Here is a 13965-nt window from a genome sequence, read left to right as displayed (position 1 = left end):
CTCGTGCGGACCTCCCTCGAGGTCGCCAACATCTTTCGCGGCGCTGGTCCCGCATATCGAACGGCGCATGCGGGGCACCTGAGCCTGCACCAGCTGAAGGTCATGTCGGCGATCGAACATTGCCGTACCGCCGTCATGGGCGGTCACGTCGAAGCCTGCACCGACTGCGGGCATTGGCGGGTGGCCTATAACAGCTGCCGCAACCGACACTGCCCGCGGTGCCAGGGTGCCGCCGCGCGCGCCTGGCTGGCCGAGCGTGAGGCCGACCTGCTCCCGGTCGGTTACTTCCATGTCGTGTTCACGCTGCCGGCCGAGGTCGCCGATATCGCCCTCCAGAACAAGGCCGCGCTATACGGCCTGCTGTTCCAGGCGGCGTCCGAGACGATGACCACCATCGCCGCCGACCCCAAGCATCTTGGCGCACGCATCGGCATCACCGCTGTCCTTCATACGTGGGGATCGGCGATGACCCATCACCCGCACATCCACATGATTGTGCCGGGCGGCGGGCTGTCGCCCGACGGCAGCCGCTGGGTGTCGTCGCGCCCGGCGTTCCTCTTGCCGGTGCGCGTGCTCGGCAAGCTGTTCCGCCGCCTGTTCCTCACCCGACTGATGGCGCTGCGCGACACCGGGCGGCTCGGCTTCTTCGGAAGCATGGGCCATCTCGCCGACCGGCGTGCGTTCCTGCGCCACCTGTCGCCGGTCCGGAAGAAGAACTGGGTCGTCTACGCCAAAGCACCGTTCGCGGGACCAGAGGCGGTGCTCGCCTATCTGTCGCGCTACACCCACCGGGTGGCGATCTCGAACGGCCGGCTGCTGCGCTTCGACGAGACCGGCGTGACGTTCCGCTACAAGGATTACCGCCGAGACGGAGCCGACCGCCAGCAGACCATGACGCTCGCGGCCGATGAGTTCATCCGCCGCTTCCTGCTCCATGTCCTGCCAAAAGGCTTCCACCGCATCCGTCACTACGGCCTGCTCGCCGGTGCCACCCGCAAGGGGCAGCTCGAGCGGATCCGTGAGCTACTTGGCGTTGCACCGCCGGCCATCACCGATGCGCCGACCGGGCCGGAAGACGTTCGACCGCCATGTCCATGCTGCGGCGGGCACATGGTCGTCATAGAGACCTTCGAACGCTGGCGGCAGCCGCGCGCACCGCCGCAGAGCACCGCATCGACCGGGACGACCACGCCATGACCCCGCATGGCTCAGCTTCATCCCGCCACGCAGGTCTTGCGGTTCCGGCGATGCTGCCGCTCGTGCTGGCAACATCACCGACTGCATCAGCGGCACCTTCAACCTGCGATCATGGGCAAGATGCACCCCGGACACTGCCCCTCGGGACCATGATCTCGGCCGCCGATACGCGCCTCGACAGCCGTCACACGCGCCGCACAGCCGGGCCAAACTCGAAATCCCCATAGCCAGTACACGTGGCCCGCGGCTTCCTGCTTTGGAGGATATCGTACGCCTCACGGCATCCGATTTCCTTCACAAAGTCGGTCGTAGGAACGCCATTTCGGCGTGCTACAAAGCGGACATCGACCGGGCGGAAGGAACCTGACACCATACCGCTTGTGGCGAGCTCTCCTTCCCTATCCGCTCTTCCCGTCTTGATGGCGGTGCTCATCGCTTCGTGTAGCCCTGCTGGCTTGCAGCGGCAGGATCAATTTGCGTGGGCAATTGAGGGCGCAGACTCAACGTCCCCGCCGATTGTGCGCGTGCGGCTGACGGATTCGCGAAACGGCTCCGGCGCAGTCCGGTGTATGTTCGGTCTAACACTGATCGACGCAATCATGCGCGAGAAGCGTTTGCCTATGACGGAATTAGGGTATCGAGAGGCGGTCGCCTTCGCCCTTTCCGCGCATGATCACAGCTATCGCTTTGTTCGACCCGCATCATTGAAGGTGATCAATGAGTCGCAGGGCATCATGGATGCCGGATTGCTCAAAGGCTGCGAACTGATCAAGCATGGCAAGTCTGCCTTGTGGGCAGACATGCAAGCGACCGTAGTGGAAGGCCCTCACTTTCCGATGGGAAGTGACCCGAGGTAGTTAGACGGTCCGCTTTTCGCCAATTCGCCCAAATACCTGCCTGTCCGCAGTCCACCAATTCCCTCCGTTCGTGAGCGAGCACGGTGCATGCCGTGCGCCAGATCCCGCACCCAGCGGGTAGTGCGCGGCGTCCCTAGCCCAACCGGAACCCGGCCTCGCGCGCCCGGCTCACCAGCAGCTTGTCGATGCGGCGTCCATCGAGGTCGACCACCTCGAACTTCCAGCCCTGCTCGACGAAGCTCTCGCCCTCGCCCGGCAGATGGCGGAACACTGCCAGCGCCAACCCGGCAACAGTCGCGTAATCGCGCCCCTCGGGCAGATCGATGCCGAGCCGCTCGGCAAGCGCATCGACCGCCATCTGGCCTGCGACCAGCAGCGAGCCGTCGTCGCGCGTCACCACCGAGGGTGCATCGTCTGGGTCGGTGTCCGAGGCAAATTCGCCGGCAATCGCCGCGAGCAGATCGGCGGGGGTGACGATCCCCTCGAAATGCCCGTATTCGTCGTGGATCAGCGCCATCGGCACCTCGGCCTGGCGCAGCGCGTCGAGCGCGTCCATCGCATCGATCTGGTCGAGCACGACCGGCGCCTGGCGCATCAGCGCGCGCAGGTCGAAGGCCCCGCCCTGCAGCAAGGCGACCGCGATGTCGCGCGCCTGCACCACGCCGATCACGGTGTCGACCGAGCCTTCGGTCACCGGCAGCCGGCTGTGCGACGCGAGCATGAGCGCGGCGCGGATCCCGGCATCGTCCATCGTCGCGTCGATCCACTCGATATCGGTGCGCGGCGTCATCACCTCGCGCACCGGCCGATCGGCGAGGCGCACCACGCCCGAGATGATCGAGCGCTCATGCTCCTCGATGATACCCGACTTGCTCGCCTCGGCGACGATCAGATGGAGCTCCTCGGCGGTGACATGCTCCTCGCTCTCGCGCTTCAATCCCATCAGCCGGAACAGCAGCCCCGAGGATGAATCGAGCAGCCACACCAGCGGCGCGGTGAGGCGCGCGAGCAGCAGCACGGGACCCGCCATCACCGCGGCGAGCGGCTCGGGCGCGCGCAGCGCGATCTGCTTGGGAACGAGTTCGCCGATCACCAGCGAGGCGTAGGTGGTGATGCCGATCACGAGGGCGAAACCGAGCGACTGCGTCGCCTCGGTCCCGAACCCGAGGAACCCGAGCCGCGCCGCGACCGGGCCGCCCAGGCTCGCACCCGAATAGGCGCCAGAGAGGATGCCGATCAGCGTGATGCCGATCTGCGTCGTCGACAGGATCTTGCCGGGATCGGCGGCGAGCGCGAGCGCGGTGCGGGCACCGCGCGCGCCGACGCGCGCCATCGCCTCGAGCCGCGCCTTGCGCGCGGAGACGATAGCGAGCTCGGACATCGCGAAGACGCCGTTGACGATAATCAACACGGCGATGATCGCGACGTCGATCCAGGGAAAGGGGGGAAGCGGGTGCATGGCGCCGCGCACCTTTCGCGCGAATCGGTTCATTGCACAACCGTTCTCGCACCCGTTAAAGCCCCAGCGGCGAATTCGACGTCGGTGCGCAAGCGGAACAGCCCCCCGCGTCTGCCGGGTTGGTTCGGCCGTATCGGCCCGCAACGGCTGCACCAGAGGGATATCAGAATGACTACCGTCCGCACCCTGGCCACCACCGCAGCGCTGGGTGCGCTGCTCGCGACGGGCGCGTGCGCGACCGATCGCGCCCCGCGGCTGCCGTCCGTATCGGAGACCGCAGTCGGTGGGGCTGTCGGTGGGATCGATGGCGCACTCGGCGGCTATCTGCTGGGCGATCTGATCGGCGGGCGCCGTTTGCGCACTGCAAAAATCGCCGCGGCGGGGATCGGCGGCATCGTCGGCCCGGCGATCGGCGGCTATATGGACGAGCAGGAATCCGAGCTGCGCGCGCGGACCGCGGGCACCGATATCCAGCTGACGCGGCGCGGCGACGATCTGATCCTCAGCATCCCGTCGGGCCTGAGCTTTGCGTACAAGAGCGACGCGGTCGCACCCGGCTTCCAGCCGACGCTCGACCAGATCGCCGGCGTGCTCCGCGCGCATGATCACGCTTTCGTCGATATCTATGGCCATACCGATTCGGTCGGCTCGGATGCGTACAATCAGCGCCTGTCCGAGCGCCGCGCCGCATCGGTCGCGGCGTATCTTGCCGGGCATGGCGTGAACCGTGCGCGCCTCGGCACCAAGGGATTCGGCAAGGCGCAGCCGATCGCCTCGAACGAAACGCCCGAAGGCCAGGCGGCGAATCGCCGGGTCGAGATCAAGATCGTGCCGATCGCCGATACCGATCTGCGCTAGGCGCGGCGCTACCCGCCATCCAGCACCCCGCCCCGCCGTCCGTCACCCCAGCGAAAGCTGGGGTCTCGGGATGCTCGCGCGGTGCCCCACGCCGGAGACCCCAGCTTTTGCTGGGGTGACGTTAGCTTGGGTGACGGTTAGCGGTTCTCACCGCCGCTCGGCGAAGAACGCCTTGAGCAACGCCGCTGCCTCGCCCTCGCCGATCCCCGGGAATATCTCGGGCCGGTGATGCACCGTGCTTTGCGAGAACAGCCGCGGGCCGTGCTCGACCGCGCCGCCCTTGGCGTCGCTCGCGCCGTAATAGAGCCGCGCGATCCGGGCATGCGCGATCGCCCCGGCGCACATCGCGCACGGCTCGAGCGTGACCCACAGATCGCAGGCCTGCAGTCTGTCGTCGCCGATCGCTGCAGCGGCGGCGCGAATCGCCAGCATCTCGGCATGCGCCGTCGGGTCGTGGAGCGTGCGCGGGGCGTTCGCCGCGGTCGCGATGATGCGGCCGTCGAGCACCACCACCGCGCCGACCGGCACTTCACCGGCGGCACCGGCGGCGGCGGCGGCATCGAGCGCGGCGCGCATGAAAAGGGGCATGGGGATCACGACCGTCCCCATGCCCCACTCAGCCGCAAATCGCTACTTACTGCGTGGTGACGCTGTTGCCGTCGGCGCCGGTCGGCTTGTTGACGCGCAACGTCGGGACCGAAATGGTCTTGGTCGTCGTCGTCACCGTCGGAACTTCGATCGCCTTGTTTTCGCTGCCGAATTCGACCGTTGCCATATTGGCGGTGACCTCGGGCGCCTTGCCGCCGTTGACGCTGAGCGACGGCAGCGAGCCCGCTCTGGTATCGATCTTGAGCATACCCAGCGATACGAGCGCGATCACGACAAGGGCAGCAAGCCCGACCAGAGCCAATAGAAACCGCATGATCTTCTCCAACAGGGCATTCGAATCGTTACCGTAACCAACGCGGTGTCGTCCTGAAGGTTGCAAGTCGTGTCGAACGCCCCACGAATCGCCCCATACGGTTGACCAAGGGCCTTACGTTCGGTATGCGCCCCGCCTTCACGAGCTGCTTCACGGCTCAATCTGGTATTCAGGAATTCAAGATGTCGCGCATCTGCGAACTGACCGGCAAGGGCCGGATGGTGGGTAACAACGTTTCCCACGCGAACAACAAGACCAAGCGCACGTTCCTGCCGAACCTGCAGAACGTCACGCTGATTTCCGACGCGCTCGGCACCAGCGTCAAGCTGCGCGTCTCGGCGCACGGCCTGCGTTCGGTCGAGCATGTCGGCGGGCTCGACAACTGGCTCGTTAAGACGACCAACGACAAGCTCTCGCTGCGCGCGCGTCGCCTCAAGCGCGACGTGTCGAAGAAGCTGACGGCCGCTGCGCCGCAGGCTGCCGCCTAACCTACCCTTTGCTTCGGTCGGGCTTCCCATCGCTGTTGGGGCGCCCGACCGGATCGAGCCTGAACTTGAACAGCAGGCTGCGCTGTAGCGCGAACTGGTTATCGTCCGAGACGAGCCAGACTATTGTCGTGCCCGCTTCGCGCGTGGCGGCGACCCCTTCGAAATTGTCGTGCAGCAGCGGTGCCGCGATCGTCGCGATGTCGCGCCCGCGCACGCCTGCGCCGCGTGTAACCTTTTTGGGATCGACGATCGTCAGCGTGCTCGAAAAGCGCAGCTGTGCGAAGCGACGGCTGAGGATCAGCCAGCGCCCGTCGGGCAGCACCGTCATGTCGGTGACGTCATACCCCTCAGGGGGGATGAAGTTGAAGCGGAAGCCCCGGCGCGGCTGCTTGACCGGATCGCCATAGAAAACGATCCCGCCGCGACCGGGCTGATCGGGCCAGGGTGTCGTCTCGTCGATCGTCACCATCCCGCCGCCTGGCAGCAGCGTCATCGCCTCCGGGCCCTCATTTTCGGGCCAGTTCTTCATCACCGGCGGCGCGACATGCTCCAGCGCGCGACGAAAGCCCGAATCGTATCGCCAGAACTGATTGTAGCTCTCGAACCCGACCCAGACATCGCCGGTCTTGGGATCCACGCTCATCGATTCGCTGTCGCGGTCGCGTTTGTTCCACCCCTGCCCGGGGCCGTCGGGAAGCGTGGTGATGTTGCGCTGATGCGGCCGGAAGTCGCGCCCCATCGTGAAGCGCAGGACATCGCCGCCGTCGCTCAGCAGCGTGAAGCGGTCGCCCGCCACGTGCAGCGACGAAAAGCCGCCAAAGGCGGGGTCGCCGCTCGATAGCTTGATCCCGCCGAGCCATACGAGATCTCCTACGCGCGTGGCGTGCGGATCGGCGAAGTCGAGTTCGACCGGCTCGGCCTGAAAGGGATAGGTGGGATCGAACACAGGGCGCCGCTGTGCGCCCATCCAGTCAGGAACGAGAACGACGCACAATAGGACCGACCACAGAATTCGCATCCCCCGCCCCTGCGGGAGGCACGCAGCGCGCGCAACCGCGTTTCGGTCCGTCGCTGCGATGAACGGTGGCTAACAAGCGCATTCAGGGTCGCCTCAGCAGCGAGTCGCCATAACGACATCATTGGACCACCGCCTATCAGGAGACGCACCATGATCAAGAAGCTGACGCTCGCCGCTACCGCGATTGCCATGACTGCCTCGGGGCTGGCGGCCACTCCCGCTGCCGCGCAGCGCTATGACGATCAGGGCTACGCCTATGCCCAGGCCTATCGCGACGGCTACAATCGCGACGATGGCTATCAGGACCGCCGCGGCTATCGCGACGACCGCCGCTATGACGATGGGCGCCGATACGAAGACGGACGCCGCTATGACGACGGGCGCCGTTATTACAACCGGTCGCGCTGCAATTCCGGCAATACGGGCACGATCCTCGGCGCGATTGCGGGCGGCCTGCTCGGCAACACCATCGCAGGCCGCGGCGACCGGACGCTTGGAACCGTACTCGGCGCAGGCGGCGGCGCGCTTGCCGGCCGCGCGATCGAGAAGGACGGGCAGCGCTGCCGGTGACGAGTGCAGACGCGGCGACGACCGCGCCAGTGCGGGCATAGCCCGCAGCATTCGGCACGGCCGGCGGGCCGCCCCCTCGGGCGAATCCGACCGACGGCGGTTTTGCCGCCGGCGCTGGACGATGACAGGGTTACCCTCGTGGCACGCAGCGAGGGTGTGAGGCCGGCTTCTCCTCGAGGAGGCCGGCCTCTTTCTTTGGCACGCGGTCTGCCTAGCAACGCCGTCGGCAAAACCGTCGGCCGGATCAGGGTTAGCCCCGTCCTCTCGCCGTGCCGGGCGCTCGCACTTTGCGCGATCGGCGCGGGCGTGGCCGCGCCTGCGGGATCCCCGCAAAGTCGTCCTTTGCGGGGATCCCCTAGCCCGTCAGTACATATGCTGCCCGCCATTGATGCTCAGCGTCGAGCCGGTCACGAACCCACCCTCGTCCGAGCACAGGAACGCAACGCCCCGCGCGATCTCGCTCGCCTGACCCAGCCGCCCGACCGGAATCTTCGCGACGATCTTCTCGAGCACCTCGGCCGGCACCGCCGCCACCATGTCGGTATCGATATAGCCCGGCGCGATCGCATTCACCGTCACACCGGCGCGCGCGCCCTCCTGCGCCAGCGCCTTGGTGAAGCCGTGAATGCCCGATTTCGCCGCAGCGTAATTGACCTGGCCGTACTGCCCGGCCTGGCCGTTGATCGACCCGATATTGACGATCCGCCCCCATTTGCGATCGCGCATACCCGGGAACACGCCCTTGGCCATGTTGAAGCACCCGCCAAGATTGGTGTCGATCACCTCTTTCCACGCCTGGTAGCTGAGCTTCATGATCGTGCCGTCGCGCGTTATGCCGGCATTGTTGACGAGCACATCGACCGGCCCGAGATCGGCGGCGACGCGTGCGCAACCATCCTGGCAGGCGTCGTAATCGGCGACGTCCCACTTGTAGGCGGCGATTCCCGTGCGTTCGGTGAACTCGCGCGCGCGGTCATCATTGCCGGCATAGGTCGCCGCGACGGTCATCCCGTGATCCTGGAGCGCAAGGCTGATCGCCTCGCCGATCCCGCGGGTTCCGCCGGTTACGATCGCGACGCGTGCCATTCTACTCTCCTCAAAGGATCTGTGTCCGGGGCGCACGCTAAGCGGCGGCCACCCAGCCTTCAAGTTCACGCGCGAGTAAAGTGCGCAACATTTCGATACCGGTGTCGCTGGCATTAAGGCACGGGATATAGGCGAAATGCGTGCCGCCCTTTTCCTCGAAACTCTCCCGCCCACGGATCGCGAGCTCCTCGAGCGTCTCGAGGCAATCGGCCGAAAAGCCTGGCGCGACGATCGCGATCCGGGTGATACCCTTGGCAGGCAATTCCTCGAGCGTGATGTCGGTCGCCGGCTCGAGCCATTTCGCGCGGCCGAAGCGCGACTGGAACGACACGATCAACGGCTTGCCGAGCCGCTCGCCGAGCAGCCGCCCGGTCTTCTGGCAATGGCAGTGATACGGATCGCCCAGTTCGAGCGTGCGCTGCGGCATGCCGTGGAAGCTCGCGACAATCGCCTGCGGTTCGAAATCGAGCGCCGCGACGCCCGCCTCGATCGAGCGCGCAAGCGCATCGATATAGACCGCATCGTCGTGATAGGGCGGCAACGTCCGCAGCGCAGGCTGCCAGCGCATCTTCGCGAGCGCCTCGAACGCCTTGTCGTTGGCGGTCGCGGTCGTCGCGCCGCAATATTGCGGATAGAGCGGCGCGACGAGGATGCGCTCGCACCCGGCGTCCTTCATCGCCTGCAGTCGCTCGGGGATCGACGGCTTGCCATAGCGCATCGCCCAATCGACCATCACGCCCGGCCCGAACGCGCCCTGCAGCGCCCTGTTCTGCGCCTTGGTGATCGCAGCGAGCGGCGATCCGTCCTCGCTCCACACCTGTGCATAGGCCTCGGCGGACTTTTGCGGGCGGGTATTGAGGATGATGCCGCGCAGGATCGGCTGCCAGATCAACGGCGGGATCTCGACCACGCGCCGGTCCGACAGGAATTCGGCGAGATAGCGTTTGACTGACTTGGTGTCGGCGCCATCGGGCGTACCAAGATTGGTCAGCAGCACGCCGACCTTGCGTGCGGGAATCGGGGGATGATTGGCAGGCAGCATCAGACGGTTCCGGGCAATAGCGGCAAGCTCCGCAGCCGATAGCCCGTAGCGGCTTGCAGCGCATTGGCAATCGCTGGCGCGACCGGTGGTACGGCAAGTTCGCTCACCCCGCCCGGATCCGCCTCGCTCGCGACGAGTTCGACGGTGATATCGGGCGTGTCGGCGAGCCGCGGCAAGCCGAGCGCGCCGAGCCCGCGCGCGGTCGCGAGATTGTCCTTGAAGCCCGTCGCACAGCCGGTCGCCGCCGCCATGCCGAACAGCAGGCCGCCCTCGATCTGTTGGCGGACGAGGTCGGGGTTGATCTGCCGCCCGCAATCGACTGCGGCGACGATACGGTCGACGCTGACCGCCTGCCCCTCGCCGACATGCGCCTCGACCAGTACCGCGATATGGCTACCGCGAAAGCTGTGGCACGCGATCCCCTGCCCGCTTCCCGCAACGCCGCCCTCCCAACCGCCAAGCGACGCCGCGGTCGACAGGCAGCGCGCTAGCCGCGCGTCACCACCGAGCATGGCGATGCGGAACGACAGCGCCTCGGTCCCCGCGACATGCGCGAGCTCGTCGAGAAAGCATTCGGTGAAGAAACTGGTGTAGCTGTGCGCGCCCGAGCGCCAATGTCCGGTCGGCACACCGATCTCGACGGGGTGATGATCGACCGTGAAGGCCGGAATGCGATAGGCCGGCATCGCGCCTGCGACCGCATAGGGGTCGGCCGATCCGGCGAGCGCGAGCGCCGCGCCGACGCCGCGATCCTGCGCGAACATGCGGCGCGCGAGCGCGTGCCCCGTCGCCGGCGCGGCGATCTTGGCGGACAGGCCGAGGATCTGCCCGTTGGTGCCGAGCCGCGCCGTCATCCGTGCGCGCGCCGGCGGGCGATAGCGATCGTGCAGCAGATCCTCGACGCGGCTCCAGACGAGCTGGACCGGGCGTTTGATCGCCTGCGCAAGCACCGCCGCCTGCGCCGCGCAGTGCGTCTCGAGATTGGCGCCGAACGATCCGCCGACGAGCATCGGATGGACGAGGACCGCCGCCTCGGCGAGCCCGATGGCGGCGGCCGCCGCGGCGCGCGCGATGCCGGGGGCCTGGGTCGGCAACCACAGTTCGAGCCGTCCGTGGCTGAGCTGGGCGGTCGCGGTCATCGTCTCGAGTGCGGCGTGCGGCGCGAGCCCGACCTGATACTCGGCAGCGACGAGCCGTGCGCCCTCGAATGCTGCGGCGACATTGCCCTGCTCGATCATTCGCGTTCCCGGTTGAGCAAGCGCGGCTTTCAGAGCGGCGTCGATGCTCGCGGTCGAGACAACCGGGCCCTTGGTCTCGAAGCGCGGTGCGAGTGCGTCGAGCGCGCGGTTCGCCGCCCACCAGCTATTGCCGATCGCGGCGACCCAGCGATCGGTGGTGACGACCTGCAGCACGCCGCTGATCCGGTCCGCCGCCGCACGATCGACGCGCACCAATGTGCTGTCGCCGACCGGTCCCTGACGAATGCTGGCATAGACCATGTCGGGCAACCGCACGTCGCCGGCGAACGTCGCCGACCCGTCGATCTTGGTGGGCGCATCGAGCCGCGGCAAAGACTGGCCCGACAGCCGCCCGGCAGGATCGCTGCGCAGCGGCAGCGGATCGGGGAGCGCCGCGTTGCCAAAATCGCGCGCCGCTTCCGCGGCGAGGTCGCCAAAGCGCAGTCGGTCCTTGCCATGGGAAACGAAGCCTTCGGCGGTGCTGCATGCCTGCCAATCGATCTTCCATCGCGCTGCGGCTGCCTTGCACAACAGGATGCGCGCCGCAGCCCCGGCTGTACGCAACGGGTCCTCGAAACTGCGCACCGAACTCGACCCGGCGGTCAACGTCAGTCCGAGCCGCACCGCATGGCCATCGCGCCACTGTTTGAGCAGGCCGTTATCGGGTTGTTCGAACAGTTGTTCGGCGCCGAACGGATTGGCGTAGAGCGGGTTCGATGGCGCAGGTTCGACCCCGACGGTGCGCCAATCGGCGCCGAGCTCGTCGGCGACGATCTGCGGGAGCGCGGTATAGATGCCCTGGCCATGCTCGGCCTGCGGCACCGCGACGATGACTCGTCCGTCATCACCGATCTTGAGCCACGCGCCGAAGATCGTCTCGCCCGGGTCGGCGGTCAGATTGCCGGCATAGCTACGCGGCCACAATTGCCACGCAACGACCAAACCAATCCCCGCCCCGCCCGCAATCAACAACGTGCGGCGGTCGACGGTGGGAAGCTGGGAAAATGCCATCGCCACGCTCTATCGCGCCCCGCGGCGACCCGCCAGTTCGGTTTGCGTCTGGACGGGGCTTCCCGGTGCTGGCGAACGGCGATGTCGGGTCCGCGAGCCTTGGTTGGGCTCGAGCGCCGACCGCGGCAAGCGGGCACAAAAAAACCGCCTCGGGAGATCCTGAGACGGTTTGGTGTGTCGGTTTGGTTGCGGGGACAGGATTTGAACCTGTGACCTTCAGGTTATGAGCCTGACGAGCTACCGGGCTGCTCCACCCCGCGACAGGGTGTTGTGTGTTTTGCTCGCAAGCGCGAGCGGGGTTTAGATGACATGTGATGGGTTCTCATGAGAGACACGAACGTTTTGTGTTCACCGGCTTCAATGCCTGGCGACGACCTACTCTTCCATCGCTTAAGCGATAGTACCATCGGCGCAGTCAGGTTTCACGGCCGAGTTCGGGATGGGATCGGGTGGGGCACTGACGCTATAGCCACCAAGCAATGGAGCCAGTGAACAGCAAAAGGTTCGGGTTCTCTGGAAGCCCCGCCTTGCGGCGGAGCTCCTAAAATCGGTGCACGTTTACGACAATCTGAAGATGGTAGTTGTTAATCAGGCGTTGCATTTGATCATCCGCCATCTGTGACGTGCTGGTTACCCAGGATTGTCATTGATGGTGGGACTCTCAAGCGCGAATAGAGCAATTAGTATCGGTTAGCTCCATGCGTTACCGCACTTCTACATCCGATCTATCAACGTCATGGTCTCTGACGGCTCTATGAAATCTTATCTCGAGGGAGGCTTCCCGCTTAGATGCTTTCAGCGGTTATCCCGTCCATACATAGCTACCCTGCTGCGCTCTTGGCAGAACGACAGGTACACCAGAGGTATGTTCAACCCGGTCCTCTCGTACTAGGGTCAACTCCTCTCAAATTTCGACGCCCACGGCAGATAGGGACCAAACTGTCTCGCGACGTTCTGAACCCAGCTCACGTACCACTTTAATTGGCGAACAGCCAAACCCTTGGGACCTGCTCCAGCCCCAGGATGTGATGAGCCGACATCGAGGTGCCAAACAACCCCGTCGATATGAGCTCTTGGGGGTTATCAGCCTGTTATCCCCGGCGTACCTTTTATCCGTTGAGCGATGGCCCTTCCACGAGGGACCACCGGATCACTATGACCGACTTTCGTCTCTGCTCGACTTGTCAGTCTCGCAGTCAGGCGGGCTTATGCCATTGCACTCTAACAGACGGTTTCCAACCGTCCTGAGCCCACCATTGCGCGCCTCCGTTACTCTTTAGGAGGCGACCGCCCCAGTCAAACTACCCGCCACAGAGGGTCCCTGATCCAGTTTCATGGATCGAGGTTAGACATCAGAAACAAACAGGGTGGTATTTCACCTATGGCTCCACGTCAGCTGGCGCCAACGCTTCATAGCCTCCCACCTATGCTACACAGTTTCTTCCTAATGCCACTCTGAAGCTGCAGTAAAGGTGCACGGGGTCTTTCCGTCTAACCGCGGGAACCCCGCATCTTCACGGGGAATTCAATTTCGCTGAGCATGTCCTGGAGACAGTGGGGAAGTCGTTACGCCATTCGTGCAGGTCGGAACTTACCCGACAAGGAATTTCGCTACCTTAGGACCGTTATAGTTACGGCCGCCGTTTACCTGGGCTTCATTTCAGAGCTTGCACCCCTCCACTTAACCTTCAGGCACCGGGCAGGCGTCAGGCCCTATACGTCGTCTTGAAGCCGACTTAGCAGAGCCCTGTGTTTTTGCTAAACAGTCGCTACCCCCTGGCCTGTGCCCCCCAACAGAGCTTGCGCTTAGTTGGGGCCTCCTTCTTCCGAAGGTACGGAGGCAATTTGCCGAGTTCCTTCAGGACACTTCTCTCAAGCGCCTTGGTATACTCTACCTGACCACCTGTGTCGGTTTCGGGTACGGTCTATACGGTGGGGCTATTTCCTGGGACCTCTTCGAAGCCTTCCCAATCCAATAAGGGAAGACAACACACGAGATCCGTCACACACCACCAGGTCACGGAATATTAACCGTGTTCCCATCGACTACCCCCTTCGGGCTCGTCTTAGGGGCCGACTCACCCTGCGCGGATTAGCCTTGCGCAGGAACCCTTGGTCTTTCGGCGAAAGGGCATCTCACCCTTTTTATCGCTACTCATGTCTGCATTCGCACTTCCGATACCTCCACGACCCATTACCAGATCGCTTCACAGGCTTAC

The 13965-nt window shown here is 65.2% G+C and carries 12 protein-coding genes, 1 tRNA gene and 2 rRNA genes (1 of these 15 cut by a window edge); 5 read left to right on the top strand and 10 right to left on the bottom strand.

What is annotated here, in order from left to right; genetic code table 11:
* Window positions 1-3 precede the first annotated feature (3 nt).
* Together ACVWYO_RS10940 and ACVWYO_RS10935 are read left to right on the top strand one after the other, a co-directional pair.
* A complete protein-coding gene (locus ACVWYO_RS10940; RefSeq protein ID WP_457348794.1) occupies window positions 4-1197 on the top strand; it encodes an IS91 family transposase in 1194 nt (397 codons plus the stop codon).
* Between the two features lie 419 nt (window positions 1198-1616).
* Entirely contained in the window at window positions 1617-2054 is a 438-nt protein-coding gene (locus ACVWYO_RS10935) for a hypothetical protein (protein WP_457350698.1), read from the top strand.
* Between the two features lie 133 nt (window positions 2055-2187).
* On the opposite strand, the gene ACVWYO_RS10930 is transcribed toward ACVWYO_RS10935, so the two are convergent.
* Entirely contained in the window at window positions 2188-3513 is a 1326-nt protein-coding gene (locus ACVWYO_RS10930; protein ID WP_457350696.1) for a hemolysin family protein, read from the bottom strand.
* 168 nt (window positions 3514-3681) lie between these two features.
* Between ACVWYO_RS10930 and ACVWYO_RS10925 the strand changes: the two genes are divergently transcribed.
* The gene (locus ACVWYO_RS10925) at window positions 3682-4371 is read left to right on the top strand and encodes an OmpA family protein (RefSeq protein WP_457350694.1); all 690 of its coding nucleotides are present in this window, start codon (window positions 3682-3684) and stop codon (window positions 4369-4371) included.
* 147 nt (window positions 4372-4518) lie between these two features.
* Here the strand turns inward: ACVWYO_RS10925 and ACVWYO_RS10920 are convergent, their stop codons facing one another.
* Together ACVWYO_RS10920 and ACVWYO_RS10915 are read right to left on the bottom strand one after the other, a co-directional pair.
* Window positions 4519-4947, bottom strand: coding sequence for a nucleoside deaminase (locus ACVWYO_RS10920; RefSeq protein ID WP_457354957.1), 429 nt, complete (start codon window positions 4945-4947; stop codon window positions 4519-4521).
* Between the two features lie 58 nt (window positions 4948-5005).
* Window positions 5006-5293, bottom strand: a complete 288-nt coding sequence (locus ACVWYO_RS10915; RefSeq protein ID WP_457350692.1) for a hypothetical protein — start codon at window positions 5291-5293, stop codon at window positions 5006-5008.
* Between the two features lie 182 nt (window positions 5294-5475).
* On the opposite strand from ACVWYO_RS10915, the gene rpmB reads away from it, so the two are divergent.
* On the top strand, window positions 5476-5781 hold the full coding sequence (gene rpmB, locus ACVWYO_RS10910; RefSeq protein WP_133192112.1) for a 50S ribosomal protein L28: 306 nt from the start codon (window positions 5476-5478) through the stop codon (window positions 5779-5781).
* A gap of 1 nt (window position 5782) precedes the next feature.
* Here rpmB and ACVWYO_RS10905 read toward each other — a convergent pair whose 3' ends face one another.
* Window positions 5783-6727, bottom strand: coding sequence for an esterase-like activity of phytase family protein (locus tag ACVWYO_RS10905; RefSeq protein WP_457350690.1), 945 nt, complete (start codon window positions 6725-6727; stop codon window positions 5783-5785).
* Window positions 6728-6949: 222 nt separating this feature from the next.
* Between ACVWYO_RS10905 and ACVWYO_RS10900 the strand changes: the two genes are divergently transcribed.
* On the top strand, window positions 6950-7369 hold the full coding sequence (locus tag ACVWYO_RS10900) for a glycine zipper 2TM domain-containing protein (RefSeq protein ID WP_457350688.1): 420 nt from the start codon (window positions 6950-6952) through the stop codon (window positions 7367-7369).
* 363 nt (window positions 7370-7732) lie between these two features.
* Here the strand turns inward: ACVWYO_RS10900 and phbB are convergent, their stop codons facing one another.
* From phbB to ACVWYO_RS10870, 6 genes are all read right to left on the bottom strand, one after another.
* The gene (gene phbB, locus ACVWYO_RS10895; protein WP_457350686.1) at window positions 7733-8455 is read right to left on the bottom strand and encodes an acetoacetyl-CoA reductase; all 723 of its coding nucleotides are present in this window, start codon (window positions 8453-8455) and stop codon (window positions 7733-7735) included.
* A 37-nt stretch (window positions 8456-8492) separates the two neighbouring features.
* The gene (gene hemH / locus ACVWYO_RS10890; protein ID WP_457350684.1) at window positions 8493-9497 is read right to left on the bottom strand and encodes a ferrochelatase; all 1005 of its coding nucleotides are present in this window, start codon (window positions 9495-9497) and stop codon (window positions 8493-8495) included.
* Entirely contained in the window at window positions 9497-11746 is a 2250-nt protein-coding gene (locus ACVWYO_RS10885) for a molybdopterin cofactor-binding domain-containing protein (protein ID WP_457350682.1), read from the bottom strand. Before ACVWYO_RS10885 ends, hemH begins: the two co-directional genes overlap by 1 nt.
* A 183-nt stretch (window positions 11747-11929) precedes the next feature.
* Window positions 11930-12006 (bottom strand) — tRNA-Met (locus ACVWYO_RS10880).
* A gap of 102 nt (window positions 12007-12108) precedes the next feature.
* Window positions 12109-12223, bottom strand: a 5S ribosomal RNA gene (rrf, locus tag ACVWYO_RS10875).
* 183 nt (window positions 12224-12406) lie between these two features.
* Window positions 12407-13965 (bottom strand): 23S ribosomal RNA (locus ACVWYO_RS10870); it runs 1239 nt beyond the window's last position.

The sequence above is a fragment of the Sphingomonas sp. UYP23 genome (assembly GCF_054059235.1).
This window is presented reverse-complemented; position numbering and strand designations above follow the sequence as displayed.

Coding starts and splice junctions, on each gene's coding strand:
- ACVWYO_RS10885 (WP_457350682.1), bottom strand. CDS start 11,746: ATGGCATTTTCCCAGCTTCCCACCGTCGACCGCCGCACGTTGTTGATT.
- ACVWYO_RS10920 (WP_457354957.1), bottom strand. CDS start 4,947: ATGCGCGCCGCGCTCGATGCCGCCGCCGCCGCCGGTGCCGCCGGTGAA.
- rpmB (WP_133192112.1), top strand. CDS start 5,476: ATGTCGCGCATCTGCGAACTGACCGGCAAGGGCCGGATGGTGGGTAAC.
- ACVWYO_RS10930 (WP_457350696.1), bottom strand. CDS start 3,513: ATGCACCCGCTTCCCCCCTTTCCCTGGATCGACGTCGCGATCATCGCC.
- phbB (WP_457350686.1), bottom strand. CDS start 8,455: ATGGCACGCGTCGCGATCGTAACCGGCGGAACCCGCGGGATCGGCGAG.
- ACVWYO_RS10935 (WP_457350698.1), top strand. CDS start 1,617: ATGGCGGTGCTCATCGCTTCGTGTAGCCCTGCTGGCTTGCAGCGGCAG.
- ACVWYO_RS10925 (WP_457350694.1), top strand. CDS start 3,682: ATGACTACCGTCCGCACCCTGGCCACCACCGCAGCGCTGGGTGCGCTG.
- hemH (WP_457350684.1), bottom strand. CDS start 9,497: ATGCTGCCTGCCAATCATCCCCCGATTCCCGCACGCAAGGTCGGCGTG.
- ACVWYO_RS10915 (WP_457350692.1), bottom strand. CDS start 5,293: ATGCGGTTTCTATTGGCTCTGGTCGGGCTTGCTGCCCTTGTCGTGATC.
- ACVWYO_RS10900 (WP_457350688.1), top strand. CDS start 6,950: ATGATCAAGAAGCTGACGCTCGCCGCTACCGCGATTGCCATGACTGCC.